We start from the raw sequence: 19,264 nt of genomic DNA on the forward strand, positions 1-19,264 counted from the left end.
GCGTCAGGAGACGGACGAGGAGGAATCAGCCTGCGCACCGCCTCCGCCCGGCTTGCGACGACGGCGGCGCCGCTTCTTCGGAGTGCCGCCATCGGACATCGTTCCGTCATGGGTGGCCGCGGCAGCCTGATCCAGCAGGCTGCCGTCCTCGGCCTCCTGCGGGCTTTGCAGCGGCGTCACGCCTTCCCGGCCGGCACGGCTCCTGGCCACGCGGTGCACCTTGGGCTCGGACTGCTGCTGGGCACGCTGGCGCGCGCGCTGCTCGTCGCGCGCCTGGGCAATCAGGTCTTCGCGGCGTCCGTCGTCGGCCTGCTGGAACTCCTGCCACCAGCTGGCCAGGCTTTCATCGACCTCGCCGATGTCGGCGCGCAGGCGCATGAAGTCGAAGCCCGCACGAAAGCGCGGCTGGGCCACCATGGAAAACGGCGTGGCTCCCGTGCGCTTGTCGAAGCGCGGCTGCATGACCCAGATCTCGCGCATGTCGGCCGCGAGCTTGCCGCGGCCCGACACGTCGCCGATGCGCGCATCGAAGACCTCGTCAATGGCTTCCTGCAGGGCCGGGAAGGGATGCATGCGCTGGGCCAGCTTTTTCTCCCAACCGGTCTTCACATCCTGCCACAGCACGCAGGCCAGCAGGAAGCTGGGCGCCACGGGCTTGCCTTCGCCCACGCGGCGATCCGTGTCGGTCAGCGCGGCCTGTACGAACGGGTGGCCGGCGCGCTCCATCACCACGTCCAGCAACGGATAGATGCCGCGCGACAGGCCCAGCGCCTTCAGCTGCGCCACCGATGCCAGCGCGTGGCCGGTCTGCAGCAGCTTGAGCATTTCGTCGAACAGGCGGCTTTGCGGAACGTCGGCCAGCAGCGGCTCGCATTCCACCAGCGGCTTGGCCGACTTGGGCTCGAGCTTGAAGCCCTTGCCCGAAAGCTTGGCGGCAAAGCGCACGGCACGGATGATGCGCACCGGGTCCTCGCGGTAGCGCGTGGCCGGATCCCCGATCATGCGCAGCACGCGCTTTTGCGCGTCGGCAATGCCGTTGTGGTAGTCGACCACGATCTGCGTCTCGGGGTCGTAGTACATGGCGTTGATGGTGAAGTCGCGGCGCGTGGCGTCCTGGTCCTGCGGCCCCCAGACGTTGTCGCGCAGCACGCGGCCGCTGGCATCCACCGCATGCTTCATGCTGGCCAGCTGCGCCTTGCTGGTGCGCTCGTTGCCGCTGACGGCCTCGGCCTGGCTGTTGTCCAGAAAGGCGCGGAAGGTGGAAACCTCGATGACTTCGTTCTCGCGGCCGCGGCCATAGACCACGTGCACGATGCGGAAGCGCTTGCCGATGATGAAGGCGCGCCGGAACAGGCTCTTGACCTGCTCGGGCGTGGCGTTCGTCGCCACATCGAAGTCCTTGGGACGCAGGCCCAGCAGCAGGTCGCGCACGGCGCCACCCACGATGTAGGCCTCGTAGCCGGCGCTCTTGAGCGTCTGCACCACGTCCACGGCGCGGCGGTCCACGAGCTGGGGATCGATGCCGTGCACCTGCACCGGCACCTCCTCGCGCTTGCCAAAGCGCGGCTTGCGCGAACGGGGTGCAGCCGGGGCCTTGCCCAGCAGCTTGTCGATAATGGTCTTGATCATGGTGCTTCGGTAAATAGATCCACGATGCGCCAGCCGCGCTCCTGGGCCAGGGCGCGCAGGCGCGCATCGGGGTTGGTGGCCACGGGATGATCGACCCGCTCCAGCAGCGGTACATCGTTCCACGAGTCACTGTAGAAAGTGGCTTCGACATCGGCCCAGTCCAGGCCCCTGTGCTCCAGCCATTGCAGCACGCGCACCACCTTGCCTTCGCGCATGCTGGGCTGGCCCTTGATCTCGCCGGTATACCAGCCCTGGGCATTGCGCACCAGTTCCACGGCAATCAGCTCCTCGACGCCCAGCGCCCGGGCAATCGGGCGTGTCACGAATTCATTGGTGGCCGTGACGATGACGATGGTATCGCCGGCATCCTGGTGGGCCTTGAGCAGCGCGCGGGCCTGGGGCGTGATGGCCGGCAGGATCACCTCGCGCATGAAGCGCTCGTGGGCGGCATCGGCCTCGCTCGCGCCGCGCTGGCAGAAGGCTTCGGTGGCAAAGCGCACATAGTCGTGCACATCCAGCGTGCCGGCCTGGTAGTGGGCGAAGAATTCGTCGTTGCGGCGCCCGAACTCCACGGGGTCCGTCCAGCCGATGCGCGAGGTGAACTGCCCCCACTCGTAATCGGAGTCCAGGGGCAGCAAGGTATGGTCCAGGTCAAACAGTGCCAGCCTGAGCTTGGACTGCGGTACGGATTGGGTCGACATGTGGCTCCAAAACACGACTTGCGCACAACAGGCTGAAGCAGGGCAATGGCCTGCGGATCCCAGCCTCCGGTTCACTCCTATGCGTAAGTCCTACAAACAAAAGCCGGCTCCGGTGCCGCCCGCGCAGGCCAGGCCTGCACGGCTTCACTCGGTCTCCAGCATGGTCTTGAGCAGCGGGATGGTGATGGCACGCTTGTTACGCAAGGCAAAACCGTCCAGCATGTCCAGCAGCTGCATCAAAGAGCCCAGGTCGCGCGAAAAGCGCCTGAGCATGTAATCCATCACTTCATCGCTCAGGAAGACGCCGCGGGCATCGGCCTCCTGCCTGAGCACGGCACGGCGCGCCGACTCGTCCAGCAGCTGCAGCTGATACACATGGCCCCAGCCCAGGCGGGTCCGCAGGTCTTCGCGCAGCTTCAGGTCCGCCACCGGCAACTGGCCCGCGCCCAGCACCCAGCGCGGCGAACCGGTCGCAGGGCTGGTGGCGTTGACGAACCAGTTGAAGGCGCGCGCCTGCTGCAAGGGCGTGTAGATGTCCACATCGTCCATGAGCACGGCGGCCCAGCGCTCGTCGAACGGCGGCGGGAACAGCGTGTTCGCATCCATCCATCCGACCATCGCTCCCTGCTCGCGCAGCGCCTCGCGCACGGCCTTGAGCAGATGGGTCTTTCCCGACCCCGACTCCCCCCACAGGTAAGTGGGCACTGGCGTGCGGGCCTGCTGCAGCCTGCCGTCGCCCACCCAGTGGCGCAGGTGGTCTATCACCGCGGCATTGGGACCGACGAAGAAACGCGACAGCGTCGGACTCGACGCCATGCTGATATCCAGGGCCAGCTGCTTCATCTGCGACATACGCGCAGCGCCCCCTTTCCCGGCCCCAAGAGCGCGCCCGCGTCGTGAGCACGCTCCAAGGCCCATGCAGCAGAGTCTGGCAAAAGAGTCGTCAGCAGCATCAATGGTGAGAGAAACGGGTGAAGGCAGGCTGGTGCTGAAATCTCAGCCGCGGCGGCGGCACGATAGCAAACGCCTGATTTTAGTCTGCGCCGCACGGTGCTGGAGGGAAGCCGCCGTTTTGCCTGCAACGACAGCCTTTGACGGAAAAAAACGGGCCTGCAGCCACGGGACAGCAACGCCGCAAAAAACCTTCAAGCCAGATGGCCGCCCGCGCAGGCCGCGGGCGCTCGCCGTAGAATCCCGGGGTTCTCGCCCACCCTCGGGCACACCCGCACCGGATTCATCGATGAGCTCTTCCGCTTCCTCCTCTACCCCCATTTCCTACAAAGACGCAGGTGTTGACATCGACGCCGGCGACGCCCTGGTCGAACGCATCAAGCCTCTGGCCAAGAAAACCCTGCGCGAAGGCGTGATGGCAGGCATCGGCGGTTTCGGCGCCCTGTTCGAAGTACCCAAGCGCTACCAGGAGCCCGTGCTGGTTTCCGGTACCGACGGCGTGGGCACCAAGCTCAAGCTGGCCTTCGAGTGGAACATGCACGACACCGTGGGCATCGACCTGGTGGCCATGAGCGTAAACGACGTGCTGGTGCAAGGCGCCGAACCCCTGTTCTTCCTGGACTACTTCGCCTGCGGCAAGCTGCATGTGGATACGGCCGCTGCCGTGGTGGGCGGCATTGCCAGGGGCTGCGAACTGTCCGGCTGCGCGCTGATCGGCGGCGAAACCGCCGAAATGCCCGGCATGTATCCCGACGGCGAATATGACCTGGCAGGCTTTGCCGTGGGCGCGGTCGAGAAGTCCAAGATCCTGACGGGCCAGAACGTCAAGCCCGGCGACGTGGTGCTGGGCCTGGCCTCGCACGGCGTGCATTCCAACGGCTTCTCGCTGGTGCGCAAGTGCATCGAGCGCGCCGAGGCCCAGGGCACCGTGCCCCAGACGCTGGACGGCAAGCCCTTCAAGGCCGCCATCATGGAGCCCACGCGGCTGTATGTGAAGAACGTGCTGGCCGCCCTGGCCAAGCATCCGATCAAGGCGCTGGCCCACATCACCGGCGGCGGCCTGCTGGAGAACATTCCCCGCGTGCTGCCCGAAGGCACGGCGGCCCACCTGAAGGCCGGCAGCTGGCCCCAGACCGAGCTGTTCGCCTGGCTGCAGAAGACCGCCGGCATCGACGACATCGAGATGAACCGCACCTTCAACAACGGCATCGGCATGGTGGTGGTGGTTGCCACCGAAGAAGCCGAAGCCACGGCCGCCACGCTGCGCGAGCTGGGCGAGACGGTCTACACCATCGGCCAGATCGCCGAGCGCGGCGCCGGCCAGAGCGTCGAAGTCCGTTAAACCCGGCCCGTCCGCGCATGCCGCAGCACCTTCCCGCGCCCCTGCCCCATCCTGCCCCGGCGGCGAGTCCGCTGCCGGAGCCGTCCTCCAAGGTCGTTCTGGCCAGCTATCTGCTGATGGGGGCGGCGCTGCTGCTGGTGATGCTGCAGGGCCTGCTGCCCGGGCTGCTGTGCGTGTGCGTGGGCTTTCTGCTCACACGAGCCCTGGCGCGGCTGCTGGCCCGCATCAGCCCCCAGGCACGCAGCAGGGGCACGCTGCCGCGCTGGGCGCAGGTGGTGGCCACCACCATCGTCATCCTCGCGCCGCTGGCCCTGCTCAGCGGCGCCCTGACCCATACGCGCTCCTACATCACCGAGGCGCCGCAGCAATACAAGGAGCTGCTGGACTACCTGGCCCGCACGGTTCTGGAGCTGCGCGACAAGCTGCCCGCCGACATTGCCGACCAGCTGCCCGACGGCGCCCAGGAGATCCAGCACATGCTGGCCAACTACCTGGCCACCAAGGCCGGCATGCTGGCCCACGCAGGCCGCGCCTGGCTGACCGGCCTGCTGTACGCCTATGTGGGCCTGATCGTGGGCGCACTGGCAGCCGTCCGCCCCATCGCCCGGCGCCGGCCGCCGCTGATTGCGGCGCTGAACCAGCGCATCGCGCATTTCGGCGAGGCCTTCCGGCAGATCGTCGCGGCGCAGTTCTGGATTGCCCTCTTCAACACGCTGCTCACGGCCGTCTTCCTGCTGCTGGTGCTGCCCATCTGGAATCTGGAGCTGCCCTACACGCCGGCGCTCATCACGCTGACCTTCTTCGCGGGCCTGATTCCCATCGTCGGCAACCTGCTGTGCAATTCCGTGCTCACGCTGGTGGGGCTGTCGGTCTCGCCCGTGGCGTCGGCGGCCTGCCTGGGCTTTCTGATCCTGATCCACAAGGCCGAGTACGTGATCAACGCCAAGGTCGTGGGCCAGCGCACCCATATGGGCGTCTGGGAGCTGCTGACCGTCATGTTCGTGGCCGAATCGGTGTTCGGCCCGGCCGGCCTGGTTGCCGCGCCGCTGTTCTACGCCTATCTCAAGAAAGAGCTGGAAGCCGTTCAGCTGGTCTGAGGGCAGCCGTTTTCATAGCACCTTGCGCAGGCGAGCTATGGTCTTTTCGATATATGCAGCTTCAGATCCTTGCAAATCCTGCAGATAGTGCTCAAGATCTGCTAGCGCTCGCTCCGTGACACCCCATTCCGCATAGGCCAGGCCCCGGTCGCGGTAATTCTCGCGGACCTCGGGCCTGAGGATCAGCAGGCGGTTGAGCACGGCCACCAGCATGGGCCAGTCGCGCTGGGCCAGATGGATTTCCTGCAGGTTGCGTAGCATGCGTTCCATGATGTCGCGCGGCTTCGCGGCCTGCAGGTACAGCCCCAGTGGCGCAGCCTCCTCGGGCGTGACGCCGGCCTGGTCCAGAAAAGGCTGGAGCCGCTCGGCCAGGCCGTTGGCAGAAAGCGATTCGCCGGTGAGCGGGTCCATCACCACCTGCCCCTGGGGCAGCAGCACCTTGACCATGAAATGGCCCGGAAAGCTGATGCCGTCGGCCGGCAGCTCCAGGCCGCGCGCCAGCTCCAGCCACAACAGGGCCACGCTGATGGGAATGCCGCGGCGCGTGCGCAGCACCTGGTGGATGTAGCTGTTGCCCGGATCGTAGTAGTTGTTGAGGTTGCCGGCGAAGCCCAGTTCGCCATAGAAGAACTTGGTGAGTGCGCCCAGGCACTGCAGCGGGTCGGTCTCACCGGCCAGCCGTTGGGCCAGGCGCACCTGCAGGCGGTCGATGTCCGCCATCACGGCCTGCAGGTCCAGATCGGGTTCGGCATCCTGGCCGATGCTGATGGCCGCCTCCATCAGCGCGAAATCGCTGTCGCTTTGAACCAGGGAGGCAAAATACTGCAGCGCGGTGGGGTGCTCGTCAAGGGTCCAACTCATAGGCCGCTTTGTAAGCCCATGCGCACTGAACTGCAAGCGAAATACCCCCAATATGCACTGTTTATCAGTGCAACATGCTCACTTTTTCATAATCTCAGCGCCGCAGCAGCTGGCGCAGATTCAGGCCGCCGATGCGCAGCGCGCCAAAGTACACCACGGCCGCGGCGGCCATCAGCGCCAGCAGCAGGCCCGCCCGCTCCAGGCTGTGGGCACGCAGCCCGATCCAGTCGAAGTGCTGGCTGCCCCACAGCAGCAGCACGGCCAGCAAGGCGCTGGCCGCCACCACCTGCAGCGCGAGCTTGCCCCAGCCCGGCTGCGGCTGGTACACGCCGCGGCGCAGCAGGCCCAGCAGTAGCCAGCCCGCATTGACCAGGGCGCCCAGCCCGATGGACAAGGCCAGCCCGGTATGGGCCAGCCAGGGCACGAACACCAGGTTGAGCAGCTGGGTGATGGCCAGCACGGCAATGGCGATCTTGACCGGCGTGCGGATATCCTGGCTCGCGTAGTAGCCGGGTGCCAGCACCTTGATGGCCACGAGACCGACCAGGCCGACACCGTAGCCGATCAGGGCCAGGGCGATCTGGCCCACGTCGCTGTCATGCAGCGCGCCGCGGTGGAACAGCGTGGCCACCAGCGGCGTGGCAAAGGTCAGCAGCCCCACGGCGCAGGGCACGGCCATCAGGAACACCAGGCGCAATCCCCAGTCCAGCATGTTGGAGTAGCGCTCGGCATCGCCGGCCGCCCGGGCCGATGCCAGCTGCGGCGTGAGCACCACGCCCAGGGCCACACCCAGCAGCGAGGTGGGGAACTCCATCAGCCGGTCGGCATAGAACAGCCAGGTCACGCTGCCGGTCGCCAGATAGGAGGCGATCTGCGTGTTGATCATCAGCGACACCTGGGCCACGCCCACGCCCAGCAGGGCCGGAGCCATGAGCGACAGGATGCGGCGCACCCCGGCTTCGTTCCAGGCCTCGCGGATGGCCGCAGCCGAAAAGCCGATATGCGGCATCAGCCCCATGCGCAGCAATGCCGGCACCTGCACGGCCAGCTGCAGCACGCCGCCCAGCATCACGCCGCCGGCCATGGCATAGATGGGCTCGATGCCCTGGCGCCCGAACCAGGGCGCCACCAGGACGGCCGCCGCAATCATGCTCAGGTTCAGCAGCACCGGCGTGGCGGCTGGCACCACGAATCTCCTCCAGGTATTGAGAATGCCGGCCGACAGCGCCACCAGCGACATGAAGCCGATATAGGGGAACATCCAGCGGGTCATGACCACGGCGGCCTGGTAGCCCTCGGGCGCCTGGCGCAGGCCGCTGGCCAGCAGCCACACCAGCAGCGGCGCACCGATCACGCCCAGCACGCAAACCACGATCAGCGCCCAGAACAGGATGGTGGCCACATGGCTGATGAGGTGGCGCGTGGCCTCCTCGCCATCCTGGGTCTTGCTGGCCGCCAGCACCGGCACGAAAGCCTGGCTGAATGCGCCTTCGGCAAACAGGCGCCGGAACAGGTTGGGAATCCGGAACGCGACATTGAAGGCGTCGGTCAGGGCGCTGGCCCCGAAGATGGAGGCCATGAGCAGATCGCGCAGCAGGCCCGAAATGCGGGAGGCCAGCGTCAGCAGGGATACGGTGGAGGCGGCTTTGAACAGTGACACGCAGCGAAGTGTATGCGCTTGCCGGGCTGGCCGCTTGCCGATCCGCCGGCTTTGCACTCTGTAGCAACCACAGCCTCCCTACCTGGGCGCGACCCAGGCCAGGGACGCCGAGCAAGAGCCGCCTCGCAGCAAAGGCGTCGTCCCCCTCCCGCGCAGCGAGAGAGGGGGAGGCCGCGCAGCGGCTCAGGGGGTGCTATAATCTCCAGTTTGCTGGCATCATCCTCAGACACAAAGGAAAACATACCATGGCAACCAAAGCCAAGAAGAACCCCCGCCTGGCATCGGGCCGCAAGCGCGCCCGCCAGAACATCAAGCTGAACGCTGCGAACACCTCGCTGCGTTCCAAGTACCGCACCGCTGTCAAGAACGTCGAGAAGGCCGTCGTGGCCGGCGACAAGGCAAAGGCTACCGAGCTGTTTGCCAAGGCTCAGTCCGTGATCGACGCGATCGCCGACAAGGGCATCTTCCACAAGAACAAGGCTGCTCGCGACAAGAGCCGCCTGTCCGCCAAGGTCAAGGCCCTGGCTCTCGCCGCTTAATACCGGCAACCATCAAGCACGGATGGCCGGGATTTCCATCACAGCCATCTGCCGTTTGTAACGGGTGCGCTGCCAGCAAACATCAAAGCCGCCTTCGGGCGGTTTTTTTGTGGACGGAAATCCCTGAAGAGCTGCACACCGCACCAAAGGGAATGATGTACAACGGGGGACGATACCCTCGCCCAAGGCGGCTCTTGCCTGGCCCCTCCCGGCCTGGAGGGCGAACCGGTTCAGGGTCCACGGGCGGCACCCCGACCCATCGGGGCACAAAAAAACGCACCCTTGTGCGCTCTTGTTCTCTTCAAAAAAGCAAAAAGCCTGGGGGTCAGGCTTTTTCGTCGGGCAGCAGGCAGGCTTCGGCGACCTGCAGGTCATTGTCCTTGGCGAAGTTCAGGCAGAAGTCCCAGGCCATGGGCTCGTAGTCGCGCAGATCCCGGTTGACCACCACGCACTTGACGCCGTTCATCACCGTAGGCACGCACCAGGGCGAATAACTCAGGTGGCTGCCCTGGCAAGCCCCTCCGGGTCGGAACTGGCTCATGACGCCGGCCAGTCGCTCGGCCCAGTCGCTGGGTCTGAAGGTCTTGCCGGAATGGGTCATGCCCAGAATGAACAATTCTTTGCTGGAGGGGGTAACCATCAAATATGCGCCAAAAAGATCCGGGGCTCCACCAGAAAACGAGGGTGAATTGGGGTGGGGTCTCCACCGATATGCCCATGGAGCATTCTAGCTCTTGTATAAGAGCCAGCGCCCGGGTCCGGCCGGCATCCCAGTCGGGCGTAGGCTCATTGCATGGCTGCGATGCGCAAAGCGCAATGTTGGGGTTATCCGCGGCATCTAGAATCAGGCCTCGCATTTTTACGGTGCCACCCGCACCACTGACCGCCCTGCTGAGGAGATTTTTGCAATGACCGCTCATATCGAGGTTGCCGAACCCCATGTGATGACCACCTACGGCCGCGTTCCCATCGCTCTGGAGCGAGGCCAGGGTTGCCGCCTGTGGGACATCAACGGCAAGGAGTACCTCGACGCGCTGGGCGGCATTGCGGTCAACACGCTGGGCCACAACCATCCCAAGTTCGTGCCCGCCATCCAGGAACAGGTGGCCAAGCTCATCCACTGCTCCAACTACTACCATGTGCCCGGCCAGGAAATACTGGCCCGGCTGCTGACCGAGCGCGCCCGGATGGACAAGGCCTTCTTCTGCAGCACCGGCCTGGAGGCCAACGAGGCCGCCATCAAGCTGGCGCGCAAGTACGGCGTGGACAAGGGCATCGCCAACCCCGTGATCGTGGTCTATGACCACGCCTTCCACGGCCGCTCGCTGGGCACCATGAGCGCCACGGCCAACCCCAAGGTGCGCGAAGGCTTCGGCCCGTTGCTCGAGGGCTTTGTGCGCATCCCGGCCAACGACATCGAGGCGCTGAAGCAGGCCACCGAAGGCAATCCCAACATCGTGGGCGTGATGATGGAGCCCATCCAGGGCGAAGGCGGCCTGCACCCCATGCGCGCCGAATACATGCAGCAGGTGCGCGCGCTGTGCGACGCCAAGGGCTGGCTGATGATCCTCGACGAGGTGCAGTCCGGCATGGGCCGCACCGGCAAGTGGTTCGCCCACCAGTGGGCCGGCATCGTGCCTGACATCATGTCCCTGGCCAAGGGCCTGGGCTCGGGCGTGCCCGTGGGCGCGCTGCTGGCCAAGGGCAAGGCGGCCGAGGTGTTCAAGCCCGGCAACCACGGCACGACCTTCGGCGGCAACCCGCTGTCCATGCGCGCCGGCATCGAAACCATCCGCATCATGGAGGAAGACGGCCTGCTGGCGCACACCACCAAGGTCGGCTCCCACCTGAAGGCCAGGCTGCAGCAGGAACTGGGCACCCTCCCCGGCGTCGTGGAAGTGCGCGGCGAGGGCCTGATCATCGGCATCGAGCTGGCCAAGCCCTGCGGCGTGCTGCTCACCCGCGGCGCCGAAGCCGGCCTGCTGTTCTCCGTGACGGCCGACACCGTGGTGCGCCTGGTGCCGCCGCTCGTCATGACCGAGGCCGAGGCCGACGAAGTCGTTGCCAAACTCAAGCCACTGGTCCAGCAATTCCTGTCCGAATGAAAGGCGGGCCCATGTCCTCCATCAAGCATTACCTGCAGTTTTCCGATTTCACCGCCGACGAGTACGCCTATCTGCTGGAGCGCGCAGCCCTGATCAAGAAGAAGTTCAAGGGCTACGAAAAGCACCACACTCTGGTTGACCGCACGCTGGCCATGATCTTCGAGAAGGCCAGCACCCGCACGCGCGTGAGCTTCGAGGCCGGCATGTACCAGCTCGGCGGCTCGGTGGTGCACCTGACCACGGGCGACAGCCAGCTGGGCCGCGCCGAGCCCATCGAGGACAGCGCGCGCGTCATCAGCCGCATGACCGACCTGGTGATGATCCGCACCTTCGGCCAGGAAAAGATCGAGCGCTTCGCGGCCCATTCGCGCGTGCCCGTCATCAACGGCCTGACCAACGAATTCCACCCCTGCCAGATCCTGGCCGACATCTTCACCTTCATCGAGCACCGCGGCTCGATCGCGGGCAAGGTCGTCGCCTGGGTGGGCGACGGCAACAACATGGCCAATACCTGGCTGCAGGCTGCCGACCTGCTGGGCTTCACCGTGCACCTGTCCACGCCCAGCGGCTATGAAGTGGACGAGAAGCTGGCCTTCGGCGGCAAGACGCCGCGCGCCGGCTGCTACAAGGTCTTCGCCGATCCGCTCGAAGCCTGCAAGGGCGCCGACCTGGTCACCACCGACGTGTGGACCAGCATGGGCTACGAGGCCGAGAACGAGGAGCGCCGCAAGGCCTTTGCCGACTGGTGCGTGGATGCCGAGATGATGGCCGCCGCCCAGGGCGACGCGCTGTTCATGCACTGCCTGCCCGCCCACCGCGGCGAGGAAGTGGAAGCCGAAGTCATCGACGGCCCACAATCCGTGGTATGGGATGAGGCGGAAAACAGGATGCATGTGCAAAAGGCACTCATGGAGTACCTGCTGCTGGGCCGCCAGCCCGGCTGATCGGCCACGCACAGGCTCGGAAGCATCCATACCCGCACCATGCACCCGAGCCACACCACGACCACACACCGCCTGCAGGCCGCGCGCCCGCAGGCGGTGTTTGCGTTCGGGGCCCATGCCTTGCGCCAGCCCCATATCGCACGCCACTGGCGCGTGCCGTCCGCCTTCGGGCCACGCAAGCGCTTCGCGGCCCGGGTCCGCGCGCTTTATGTGCGCATCCACACCTTCTATCTGAAGTTTCTCCAGGGCCATACCTAGCGCCCGGTTCAGCGACCGCTTTGCCGCCCGCCGCAAAGCCGTCTTCATCACCTCCTGCCAGCAGGCCGCCTTCTCCCGAGGAAGGCGGCCCGTCGTCGATGACCCCGAATCCGAGAAACTTCCATGTCCGAATCCGTACACCCCTGCCTGCGCTGCGGCGTCTGCTGCCAGAACTACCGCGTCGAGTTTTCCATCTACGAGCTGCAATCCATGGGCGGCACCGTGCCCGACTCCATGGCCCATGAGGTCAATGGCAACCGCGCACGCATGAACGGCACGCAGCAGCATCCCGTGCGCTGCGTGGCGTTGACCGACCTGCCGCATCTGGGCGAAGGCTGCGTGGGATGCGGCATCTACGAGCAGCGCTCGCGCCCCTGCCGCGACTTCCCCTTCGCCTCCTACGGCTGCCATGACACGCGCGCCAAGTTCGGGCTGCCCCAGCTGTCGGAGGAGGAAGTGGCGCAGTGGCAGGAAGCGGCCTGAGTCCGGCAGCCCGCTTCTTCCTCGAGTCGCTACAAAAACAAAAGCTTCCTGCACCGTCCGGCTCTACATTTCAACACATTGATGGTTTGAAATGCAGAATCGTCCAGCGCAGGAAGCTATGGATTTGGAAGCGCCTCGATTCTCTTCAGCGCTTGCGCGTATCCGAGCAGCTGTCGCCGCCGCAGGCGCTGCAGCCGCCGCAGGAGCCGCCGCCCTCGCCTGGCGCCAGCGAGGGATGCAATCGGCCGGCCTTGCGGCGCCAGCCGGCCGGCAGGTAGCGCCAGACCAGCGAAGCCGCAGCCACGGCCACGATCAGGGCGACGATGATGTTTTGCCACATGGTGATTCTCCTCAGCCCCAGCCCAGCGCCAGGGCCACGCGATAGGTGACGAAGGCCGCCAGGTAGGCCAGCGCGAACAGGTAGCCGGCCATGATCAGCGGATAGCGCCAGCCATTGGTCTCGCGCTTGACCATGGCCAGCGTGGAAATGCACTGGGGTGCGAACACGAACCACACCAGCAGCGACAGCGCCGTGGCCAGCGACCAGCTGTGCGCGATCAGCGGGCCCAGCTGCTGGGCCATGGCGTCGTCGCCCGAGGCGGACAGCGCATACACCGTGCCCAGGGCGCCCACGGCCACCTCGCGCGCGGCCATGCCGGGCACCAGGGCGATGGCGATCTGCCAGTTGAAGCCGATGGGCGCCAGCACCACCTCGAGCCAGCGGCCGATCTGGCCCGCGAAGCTGTAGCGGATGGCCGCCTCGGTCACGCCTTCGGGCGCGGCCGGGTAGCTGGCCAGGAACCACAGCACGATGCTCACCGTCAGGATGATGCCGCCCACGCGGCGCAGGAAGATCATGGCGCGCTCATACAGCCCCAGCGCCAGGCTGCGCGGGCTGGGCCAGCGGTAGGCGGGCAGCTCCATCATCAGCGGCGTGCGGGCCTTGTTCGTGCGTGCCAGCTTGGCCACCCAGGCCACGGCCATGGCGCTGAGAATGCCGCCGATGTACAGGCCGAACAGCACCAGGCCCTGCAGGTTGAAAAGGCCGGCCACGGTCTTTTCCGGGATGAAGGCACCGATCAGCAGCGCATACACCGGCAGGCGGGCCGAGCAGGTCATCAGCGGCGCGATCATGATGGTCAGGAGGCGGTCGCGCCAGCTGCTGATGGAGCGCGTGGCCATGATGCCGGGCACGGCGCAGGCAAAGCTCGACAGCAGCGGGATGAAGGAGCGGCCCGACAGGCCCACCGTGCCCATGATGCGGTCCAGCAGGAAGGCTGCGCGCGGCAGGTAGCCCGAATCCTCCAGCACCAGGATGAAGAAGAACAGGACCAGGATCTGCGGCAGAAAGACCAGCACGGCGCCCGTGCCGGCGATCACGCCGTCGGCCAGCAGGCTGCGCAGCATGCCCTCGGGCATGGCGTCCTTCACCCAGCCCCCGAAGCTGCCCACCGCGCCCTCGATGCCGTCCATCACGGGCTGGGCCCAGCTGAACACGGCCTGGAACATCAGGAACAGGGTGACGATCAGCAGCAGCGTGCCCCACACAGGGTGCAGCACCACGGCATCGATGCGGTCGTCGCGCTGGGTGTCCGTCTGCGGCTCCTGCACGGCGATGCGCATGATATCGGCCACCTGCTGGTGCAGCGCCAGCAGCTGCTCCTTGGCGCTCTGGCCGGCCTTGGGCTTCCAGCGCTCGTCCACGGGCGGTGCCTGCAGGTTGCGCGCCTCGTCGCTGTCCAGCCAGGCCAGCAGCTCCTTGCCGCCGTCCTGGCGCACGCCTACGCTTTCCACCACGGGCACGCCCAGCGCCTGGCTGAGCTTTTCGCGGTCCACGACGATACCCTGGCGGCGCGCCATGTCGCTCATGTTGAGCACCAGCACCATGGGCAGGCCTAGCGCACGCGCTTCCAGCACGAGGCGCAGGTTCAGGCGCAGGTGGGTGGCATCGGTGACGCTGATCAGCAGCTCGGGCGGCGCCTCGCGCGCATGCAGGCCGCTGACGATGTCCCGCGTGATGCGCTCGTCCTCGCTGTGTGCATGCAGGCTGTAGGTGCCCGGCAGGTCCAGCAGGCGCACGCGGCGCTTGCCCGGCGTGGTCAGCCAGCCTTCCTTGCGCTCCACCGTCACGCCGGCGTAGTTGGCCACCTTCTGGCGCGCGCCGGTCAAAAGGTTGAACAGCGCCGTCTTGCCGCAGTTGGGGTTGCCCAGCAGGGCCGCACGCAGCGCCGCCTGGCTGCCTCCCGAAGCGGCCTGGGCCACGGGCTGGATGGCAATGGGCTGCGCCACCGCGCCGGCCACGGGATTCTCGCGCGCGTTCATGCCCGGCCCTCCACGGCCACCAGCACCTTGGATGCTTCATGGCGGCGCAGCGCGAACGTGGCTTCGCCCACGCGCACGGCCAGCGGATCCGGCCCCGGAAAGCCCGTGGCCACGATGCGCACGCGCTCGCCGGGCAAAAAGCCGATCTCCATGAGCCGCAGCATCAGCTCCTGCTCCTCGACATTGCTGGCGGGAGCCAGATCGACCACGCGGGCCGGCACATGGCGCGCCAGCGTGTCGAGGCTGACCGTGGCCGCGGCTGCGGCCGGTGCGGCTTGCGCCTGAAGCGGGGACGATTCAGCGGCGCACTCCGAGAGATTGACGGGTGCCGCGCTGCCAGGGGCCGTGGACTGCAGAATACTCATGGCTGTGCATTTTATTGATTTTTATTCTCATTATGATCCGGATGCCCGAGTGCCCCACTCCGCATCGTTGTCGCCGGCGGCTGCGAGCCGGGCAAATCGGCGCCACGTGCCAGCCTCCGCTTGCCTCCACGGCCATGCACTTGCGGGGGCGGGGGCGGTTTCCGGGCGGCGCACTCGGGCTTGCCGCAGCCGCCGCGCCAGCTTGCGCAGCCACGCGCAAAATCGCTCGCCCACTCTGCCCCGCCGCCCTCCTCCATGACCCATCCCTGCCTGACCTGCGGCGCCTGCTGCGCCTCGTTCCGCGTGGACTTTTCCGTGCACGAATCCCAGGAGCATGGCGGGCGCGTGCCTGCCGGGCTGATCGAGGAAGTCACGGACCACACCTGCCGCATGCGCGGCACCGACTGGGCCCGCCCGCGCTGCGCGGCCCTGGTGGGCAAGGTGGGCGAGAAGGCGCACTGCGGCATCTATGAATGGCGCCCCTCGCCCTGCCGCGAGTTCGCTGCGGGCTCGGATGCCTGCAACCGCGTGCGCCAGCGCCATGGCATGCCGCCGCTGGAAAGCGGCCTGCTGTAGCACGCAGCGCGCCCTGCCCGCACCTGAAACCAGCATGCACCAAGGCCAGGGACCCCAAGGAAGGAACTAGGCGGCCCCGCCGCCCCGCACCGAGGTGTCGCCGGCTGCCCGGATGCCCCCTTGCGCGAAGCGGGAGGGCGAGCGGTGCAGCCGCTCAGGGCGCGCATTCAAACAGGCAGCCCCGCCAGTTGCCCCTTGAATTCCTGCAGCGAGAAATGCGTGTGCACCTGGCGCACGCCCGGCAGGCGGTGCAGCTTGCGCTGCAGCAGGTCGGAGTAGTCGTCGAGATCGCGCGCCACGACGACCAGCAGAAAGTCCTCGGGGCCCGAGATGCCGTGGAACATGACCACCTCGGGAATCGCACAGACGGCCTCCTCGAAGATGCGCGACGATTCCTCGTTCTGGTGATCGATGGCCACCATCACGAAAGCCAGCACGCCGAAGCCCAGGGCGCGCCGGTTCAGCGCCGCGTGGTAGCCGGTGATCACGCCCTCGTCCTCCAGGTGCTTGATGCGCCGCCAGGAGGGCGACTGCGACAGGTTGACCCGCTGCGCCAGCTCGCCCGAGGTCAGCCGTGCGTTCTCCTGCAGCGCCCGAACCAGCATGCGGTCGGTCTTGTCGAGCTTCTCTTGCATATAAATATGTTTCTTTGAATTTTTATTGGATTGATTATCCAATTTTGACCCGATTTATGGATAACCATTAAATCACTCCTCCACGCGGCCCCTAGCATGCGCTCTCCAAGCCAAAACCATGACGGAGACATCCATGCCGGCCTTTGAGGAAATCGTCCAGAGAGAGTCTGGACTCAAGCAACAGCTGTCCGCGGGACAGATGACCATGATCGCCATCGGCGGCGCCGTCGGCACCGGCCTGTTCCTGGGCAGCGGCTTCGCCATCGGCTTTGCCGGCCCCAGCGTGCTCATCAGCTATGCCGTGGGCGCGCTGATCTCGCTGCTGCTGATGGGATGCCTGGCCGAGATGACCGTGGCCCATCCCACCTCGGGCTCCTTCGGCGCCTATGCCGAGCACTACATTGCGCCGGTTGCCGGCTTTCTCGTGCGCTACGCCTACTGGGCCGCCGTGGTGCTGGCCGTGGGCACGGAGGTGACGGCCATCGGCCTGTACATGGGCTACTGGTTCCCCGAGGTTCCGCGCTGGACCTGGGTGGTGCTGTTCTCGGCCCTGCTGATCGGCGTGAACATGATGAGCGTCAAGGCCTTCGGCGCCGTGGAGTACAGCTTCTCCCTGGTCAAGATCATCGCCATCGTGGCCTTCATCCTGATCGGCGCATGGGTGGTCTTCGGCACCCGGCCCGCGGGCGTGGGCTTCGCCAACTACGTCAACAACGGCGGCTTCTTTCCCAACGGCCCCTGGGGCACCTGGGTGGGCGTGATCATCGCCATCTTCAGCTACCTGAGCATAGAGATGATCGCCGTGGCCGCCGGCGAGGCCAGGGATCCCCAGCGCGCCATCACCAGCGCCTTCCGCTCGACCATGGTGCGCCTGGTGGTGTTCTACCTGGCCACCATTGCGCTGATGCTGGCCATCGTGCCCTGGGCCACGGCCGGCAAGCAAGGCAGCCCCTTCGTGAAGGTGATGGAGATCATCGGCATTCCGGGCGCCGCCAGCGTGATCAACTTCGTGGTGCTGGTGGCCGCGCTGTCGGCCATGAACAGCCAGCTCTACATCACCACGCGCATGATGTTCAGCCTCTCGCGCGCCGGCCACGCGCCCGCCGTGCTGGGCCGGGTCAATGCGCGCGGCGTGCCCCTGCCGGCGCTGCTGCTGTCGTGCCTTGGCATTGCCGTGGCCACGCTGTTCAACATCGTCAACCCCGAGCAGTCCTTCATGCTGATGATGGCCGTGTCCATGTTCGGCGCCATGTTCACCTGGTTCATGATTTTCGTGACCCATCTGTTCTTCCGCACCCGCCGTGCGCGCCAGGGCGCCGCGCCGCTGACCTTCCGCATGTGGGGCTTTCCATGGCTGACGCTGCTGGGCGCCGGCCTCATGCTGGCGGCCCTGGTGTCCACGCTGTTCACCGACGTGTTCCGCCTCACGCTGCTGACCGGCGTGCCCTTCCTGCTGCTGCTCGCCGCCGCCTATGCGCTGTGGTACCGCAAGCCAGCGGCAACCGCACCCGCGGCCGCCTCGGCCAAGGCCTGAGAGGCAGTCCGCAACCCGATTTCCATTTGTAACCCATGACCACCATGACCCCTTCCTCTTCTTCCGTCTTTGCCCATGTTCCGCCCTACCCGGGCGACCCCATCCTTTCGCTGATGGAGGCCTTCCAGCAGGATGCGCGCGCCGACAAGGTCAGCCTGAGCATCGGCCTGTACTTCGACGAGCAGGGCCGCCTGCCGGTGCTGGACTGCGTGCGCCAGGCCGCCCAGGCGCTGAGCCAGAACGCCGTCCCCTGCGGCTATCTGCCCATCGAGGGCATCGCCCCCTACCGCCAGCTGGTGCAGGACCTGGTGTTCGGCGCCGACCACGAGGCCGTGCGCGCGCAGCGCATCGCCACCATCCAGTCGCTGGGCGGCTCGGGTGCGCTCAAGGTGGGCGCGGACTTCATCAAGCGCTACTTCCCCGACGCCGAGATCTGGCTCAGCGACCCGACCTGGGAGAACCACCTCGCCATCTTCGAGGGCGCGGGCCTGCGCACGCACAGCTACCCCTACTACGACGCGGCCACGGGCGGCCTGCGCTTCGACGCGATGATGGACACGCTGCGCGGCATTCCCTCGGGCAGCGTGGTGCTGCTGCATGCCAGCTGCCACAACCCCACGGGCGTGGACCTGTCCCGCGAGCAGTGGCAGCAGCTGATCCCCGTGATCGTGGAGCGGGGCCTGATCCCGTTCGTGGACATGGCCTACCAGGGCTTCGGCGACGGCCTGGACGAAGACGCCTGGTCCGTGCGCGCCCTGGCCGAAGCCGGTGCCCAGGCCTTCGTGGCCAACTCCTTTTCCAAGAATTTCTCGCTGTACGGCGAGCGCGTGGGCGGCCTGAGCGTGGTCTGCAACGACGCCACCACGGCCGCCAACGTGCTGGGCCAGCTCAAGGCCACGGTGCGCCGCAACTACTCGTCGCCGCCCACCCAGGGCGCGCGCCTGGTGCAGCAGGTGCTGCAGTCGCCTGAACTCAGCGCGCAGTGGGCCGGCGAGCTGGCCGAGATGCGCGGCCGCATCAAGGACATGCGCGCCCGGCTGCACCACGCGCTGCACGAGCGCTTCGGCGAGCGGCGCGACTTCGGTTTCCTGCTGACCCAGCGCGGCATGTTCAGCTACACCGGCATCACCGAGCCCCAGGTCCACCGCCTGCGCGTGGAGCACGGCGTCTACCTGATCCGCTCGGGCCGCATGTGCATGTCGGGCCTGTCCCGGGCCAATGTGCAGCATGTGGCCGACGCCATCGCCCACGTGCTGGGTTGA

At 66.7% G+C, this 19,264-nt stretch carries 20 protein-coding genes; 10 read left to right on the forward strand and 10 right to left on the reverse strand.

The genetic code is table 11. The annotated features are described in order from the left end of the window. Nucleotides 1–3: 3 nt before the first annotated feature. The 3 genes from pcnB to hda form a co-directional block, all read right to left on the reverse strand. Nucleotides 4–1,629, reverse strand: coding sequence for a polynucleotide adenylyltransferase PcnB (gene pcnB / locus Cte04_RS11240; RefSeq protein WP_066476811.1), 1,626 nt, complete (start codon nt 1,627–1,629; stop codon nt 4–6). Further along, complete coding sequence (locus Cte04_RS11245) at nt 1,626–2,330, reverse strand: histidinol-phosphatase (RefSeq protein WP_066476813.1); 705 nt, start codon at nt 2,328–2,330, stop codon at nt 1,626–1,628. Before Cte04_RS11245 ends, pcnB begins: the two co-directional genes overlap by 4 nt. 144 nt (nt 2,331–2,474) lie before the next feature. Next, on the reverse strand, nt 2,475–3,173 hold the full coding sequence (gene hda / locus Cte04_RS11250; protein WP_281178773.1) for a DnaA regulatory inactivator Hda: 699 nt from the start codon (nt 3,171–3,173) through the stop codon (nt 2,475–2,477). Between the two features lie 397 nt (nt 3,174–3,570). Between hda and purM the strand changes: the two genes are divergently transcribed. Together purM and Cte04_RS11260 are read left to right on the forward strand one after the other, a co-directional pair. Further along, complete coding sequence (gene purM, locus Cte04_RS11255; protein ID WP_066476819.1) at nt 3,571–4,623, forward strand: phosphoribosylformylglycinamidine cyclo-ligase; 1,053 nt, start codon at nt 3,571–3,573, stop codon at nt 4,621–4,623. Between the two features lie 17 nt (nt 4,624–4,640). Continuing rightward, nucleotides 4,641–5,720 (forward strand): AI-2E family transporter, encoded by a 1,080-nt coding sequence (locus tag Cte04_RS11260; protein WP_066476820.1) that lies wholly within the window; start codon nt 4,641–4,643, stop codon nt 5,718–5,720. 12 nt (nt 5,721–5,732) lie between these two features. Here the strand turns inward: Cte04_RS11260 and Cte04_RS11265 are convergent, their stop codons facing one another. Both Cte04_RS11265 and murJ read right to left on the reverse strand, forming a co-directional pair. Beyond that, complete coding sequence (locus tag Cte04_RS11265; RefSeq protein WP_066476826.1) at nt 5,733–6,581, reverse strand: SirB1 family protein; 849 nt, start codon at nt 6,579–6,581, stop codon at nt 5,733–5,735. Between the two features lie 94 nt (nt 6,582–6,675). Continuing rightward, nucleotides 6,676–8,241 carry a murein biosynthesis integral membrane protein MurJ gene (gene murJ / locus Cte04_RS11270; protein ID WP_066476830.1) on the reverse strand — a complete coding sequence of 522 codons (1,566 nt, stop codon included), beginning with the start codon at nt 8,239–8,241 and terminating at the stop codon, nt 6,676–6,678. A 245-nt stretch (nt 8,242–8,486) separates the two neighbouring features. Between murJ and rpsT the strand changes: the two genes are divergently transcribed. After that, complete coding sequence (rpsT, locus tag Cte04_RS11275; protein WP_066476834.1) at nt 8,487–8,780, forward strand: 30S ribosomal protein S20; 294 nt, start codon at nt 8,487–8,489, stop codon at nt 8,778–8,780. A gap of 325 nt (nt 8,781–9,105) precedes the next feature. Here the strand turns inward: rpsT and Cte04_RS11280 are convergent, their stop codons facing one another. Continuing rightward, nucleotides 9,106–9,420 (reverse strand): DUF3579 domain-containing protein, encoded by a 315-nt coding sequence (locus tag Cte04_RS11280; RefSeq protein ID WP_066476837.1) that lies wholly within the window; start codon nt 9,418–9,420, stop codon nt 9,106–9,108. Between the two features lie 268 nt (nt 9,421–9,688). Here Cte04_RS11280 and Cte04_RS11285 point away from each other — a divergent pair, with 268 nt between their 5' ends. The 4 genes from Cte04_RS11285 (at nt 9,689) to Cte04_RS11300 (ending at nt 12,570) form a co-directional block, all read left to right on the forward strand. Then, nucleotides 9,689–10,885: an aspartate aminotransferase family protein gene (locus Cte04_RS11285; RefSeq protein WP_066476843.1), complete on the forward strand. Its 1,197-nt coding sequence runs from the start codon at nt 9,689–9,691 to the stop codon at nt 10,883–10,885. 20 nt (nt 10,886–10,905) lie between these two features. Next, entirely contained in the window at nt 10,906–11,829 is a 924-nt protein-coding gene (gene argF / locus Cte04_RS11290; RefSeq protein ID WP_174522915.1) for an ornithine carbamoyltransferase, read from the forward strand. A gap of 39 nt (nt 11,830–11,868) precedes the next feature. Then, nucleotides 11,869–12,087, forward strand: coding sequence for a hypothetical protein (locus Cte04_RS11295; protein WP_066476846.1), 219 nt, complete (start codon nt 11,869–11,871; stop codon nt 12,085–12,087). A 123-nt stretch (nt 12,088–12,210) separates the two neighbouring features. After that, nucleotides 12,211–12,570, forward strand: coding sequence for a YkgJ family cysteine cluster protein (locus tag Cte04_RS11300; RefSeq protein WP_066476850.1), 360 nt, complete (start codon nt 12,211–12,213; stop codon nt 12,568–12,570). A 145-nt stretch (nt 12,571–12,715) separates the two neighbouring features. Here the strand turns inward: Cte04_RS11300 and Cte04_RS11305 are convergent, their stop codons facing one another. Genes Cte04_RS11305 through Cte04_RS11315 form a run of 3 tightly spaced genes read right to left on the reverse strand, consistent with a single transcriptional unit; the run spans nt 12,716 to nt 15,257 of the window. Continuing rightward, complete coding sequence (locus Cte04_RS11305; RefSeq protein ID WP_066476854.1) at nt 12,716–12,910, reverse strand: hypothetical protein; 195 nt, start codon at nt 12,908–12,910, stop codon at nt 12,716–12,718. Between the two features lie 11 nt (nt 12,911–12,921). Then, complete coding sequence (gene feoB, locus Cte04_RS11310) at nt 12,922–14,892, reverse strand: ferrous iron transporter B (RefSeq protein WP_066476861.1); 1,971 nt, start codon at nt 14,890–14,892, stop codon at nt 12,922–12,924. After that, on the reverse strand, nt 14,889–15,257 hold the full coding sequence (locus Cte04_RS11315) for a FeoA family protein (protein WP_066476864.1): 369 nt from the start codon (nt 15,255–15,257) through the stop codon (nt 14,889–14,891). Before Cte04_RS11315 ends, feoB begins: the two co-directional genes overlap by 4 nt. A gap of 255 nt (nt 15,258–15,512) precedes the next feature. On the opposite strand from Cte04_RS11315, the gene Cte04_RS11320 reads away from it, so the two are divergent. After that, nucleotides 15,513–15,833 carry a YkgJ family cysteine cluster protein gene (locus Cte04_RS11320; protein ID WP_066476867.1) on the forward strand — a complete coding sequence of 107 codons (321 nt, stop codon included), beginning with the start codon at nt 15,513–15,515 and terminating at the stop codon, nt 15,831–15,833. Nucleotides 15,834–16,000: 167 nt separating this feature from the next. Here the strand turns inward: Cte04_RS11320 and Cte04_RS11325 are convergent, their stop codons facing one another. Further along, entirely contained in the window at nt 16,001–16,468 is a 468-nt protein-coding gene (locus Cte04_RS11325; RefSeq protein ID WP_066476877.1) for an Lrp/AsnC family transcriptional regulator, read from the reverse strand. Nucleotides 16,469–16,601: 133 nt separating this feature from the next. Between Cte04_RS11325 and Cte04_RS11330 the strand changes: the two genes are divergently transcribed. Both Cte04_RS11330 and Cte04_RS11335 read left to right on the forward strand, forming a co-directional pair. Further along, nucleotides 16,602–18,002, forward strand: a complete 1,401-nt coding sequence (locus tag Cte04_RS11330; RefSeq protein WP_066477150.1) for an amino acid permease — start codon at nt 16,602–16,604, stop codon at nt 18,000–18,002. Between the two features lie 35 nt (nt 18,003–18,037). Continuing rightward, the gene (locus Cte04_RS11335) at nt 18,038–19,264 is read left to right on the forward strand and encodes an amino acid aminotransferase (RefSeq protein ID WP_066476880.1); all 1,227 of its coding nucleotides are present in this window, start codon (nt 18,038–18,040) and stop codon (nt 19,262–19,264) included.

This window comes from Comamonas terrae (genome assembly GCF_001544075.1).
GTDB lineage: Bacteria > Pseudomonadota > Gammaproteobacteria > Burkholderiales > Burkholderiaceae_C > Comamonas > Comamonas terrae.

Bases quoted from the DNA above. Each gene is read 5' to 3' on its own strand.
- pcnB (WP_066476811.1), bottom strand. From the start codon at position 1,629: ATGATCAAGACCATTATCGACAAGCTGCTGGGCAAGGCCCCGGCTGCA.
- Cte04_RS11245 (WP_066476813.1), bottom strand. From the start codon at position 2,330: ATGTCGACCCAATCCGTACCGCAGTCCAAGCTCAGGCTGGCACTGTTT.
- hda (WP_281178773.1), bottom strand. From the start codon at position 3,173: ATGAAGCAGCTGGCCCTGGATATCAGCATGGCGTCGAGTCCGACGCTG.
- purM (WP_066476819.1), top strand. From the start codon at position 3,571: ATGAGCTCTTCCGCTTCCTCCTCTACCCCCATTTCCTACAAAGACGCA.
- Cte04_RS11260 (WP_066476820.1), top strand. From the start codon at position 4,641: ATGCCGCAGCACCTTCCCGCGCCCCTGCCCCATCCTGCCCCGGCGGCG.
- Cte04_RS11265 (WP_066476826.1), bottom strand. From the start codon at position 6,581: ATGAGTTGGACCCTTGACGAGCACCCCACCGCGCTGCAGTATTTTGCC.
- rpsT (WP_066476834.1), top strand. From the start codon at position 8,487: ATGGCAACCAAAGCCAAGAAGAACCCCCGCCTGGCATCGGGCCGCAAG.
- Cte04_RS11280 (WP_066476837.1), bottom strand. From the start codon at position 9,420: ATGGTTACCCCCTCCAGCAAAGAATTGTTCATTCTGGGCATGACCCAT.
- Cte04_RS11285 (WP_066476843.1), top strand. From the start codon at position 9,689: ATGACCGCTCATATCGAGGTTGCCGAACCCCATGTGATGACCACCTAC.
- Cte04_RS11295 (WP_066476846.1), top strand. From the start codon at position 11,869: ATGCACCCGAGCCACACCACGACCACACACCGCCTGCAGGCCGCGCGC.
- Cte04_RS11300 (WP_066476850.1), top strand. From the start codon at position 12,211: ATGTCCGAATCCGTACACCCCTGCCTGCGCTGCGGCGTCTGCTGCCAG.
- Cte04_RS11305 (WP_066476854.1), bottom strand. From the start codon at position 12,910: ATGTGGCAAAACATCATCGTCGCCCTGATCGTGGCCGTGGCTGCGGCT.
- feoB (WP_066476861.1), bottom strand. From the start codon at position 14,892: ATGAACGCGCGCGAGAATCCCGTGGCCGGCGCGGTGGCGCAGCCCATT.
- Cte04_RS11315 (WP_066476864.1), bottom strand. From the start codon at position 15,257: ATGAGTATTCTGCAGTCCACGGCCCCTGGCAGCGCGGCACCCGTCAAT.
- Cte04_RS11320 (WP_066476867.1), top strand. From the start codon at position 15,513: ATGACCCATCCCTGCCTGACCTGCGGCGCCTGCTGCGCCTCGTTCCGC.
- Cte04_RS11325 (WP_066476877.1), bottom strand. From the start codon at position 16,468: ATGCAAGAGAAGCTCGACAAGACCGACCGCATGCTGGTTCGGGCGCTG.
- Cte04_RS11330 (WP_066477150.1), top strand. From the start codon at position 16,602: ATGCCGGCCTTTGAGGAAATCGTCCAGAGAGAGTCTGGACTCAAGCAA.
- Cte04_RS11335 (WP_066476880.1), top strand. From the start codon at position 18,038: ATGACCACCATGACCCCTTCCTCTTCTTCCGTCTTTGCCCATGTTCCG.